The sequence below is a fragment of the Geminicoccus flavidas genome (genome assembly GCF_009806515.1).
In the GTDB taxonomy this organism is placed as follows: domain Bacteria; phylum Pseudomonadota; class Alphaproteobacteria; order Geminicoccales; family Geminicoccaceae; genus Geminicoccus; species Geminicoccus flavidus.
Genome location: NZ_WUJP01000993.1, coordinates 1 through 623, shown reverse-complemented (window position 1 = coordinate 623; position 623 = coordinate 1). Strand labels below are relative to the sequence as shown.

Annotated in this window: 2 protein-coding genes; both read right to left on the bottom strand. The window is 72.7% G+C overall.

The features are described from left to right. A partial coding sequence (locus EQG76_RS28230; protein WP_235031601.1) for a flagellar basal body protein occupies positions 1-340 on the bottom strand: 340 nt, incomplete at its 3' end. Positions 341-343: 3 nt separating this feature from the next. Next, the coding region (locus tag EQG76_RS28225; protein ID WP_159718428.1) for a hypothetical protein at positions 344-623 on the bottom strand (280 nt) is incomplete at its 5' end.

Genomic DNA, 623 nt, shown 5'->3' with positions numbered 1-623 from the left:
GGTCGGTCAGCCTCGACGAGATGCCCCGGCCGGTCTGGGCAGGCTCGCCATAGATCGTGTCCTGGATGCGCTGCTGGATCGTCGCCAGCATGTCGCTGCGGCCCAGCCGGATCGCCTGCTCGCGCGCCTGGCTGGCGACGAACTGGTCGGCGATCCGGGTGACGTCCAGGGCCCGTGCACCGGCACCCTGGCCGGCCAGGATCCGGGTCTCCTGCTGCACGACCTTGCGGGTGTAGCCCGGCGTGTTGACGTTGCTGACGTTGTTGGCGGTGGTGGCGAGTGCGGCCTGGGCGACGCTGAGTCCCGAGGCGGCATTGGCGAGGGTGGCGGCGAGCGACATGGGTCAGATCTGCCGGTCGAAGGCGAGGGCGATGACCTGGCCGCGCATCGGCGTGCGCTCGGGCCTGTGGCGGTACAGCTTGGGCTTGAACGGTGCCGCCTCGAGGCTGGCGCCGATATGGCGCATCACCCGCTCGACCACGGCCCGCGCCGCGTCCAGGGCGCGCAGGTTGGCGCCGGCGCGCGCCTGGAAGTCGCGGGTGGCATGCTCCAGCTCGGTACGCAGCGCCGGGTCCAGCCCCGCCAGCAGCTCAGGCTCGCGGCGCAGGGCGCGCAGTTCCGCC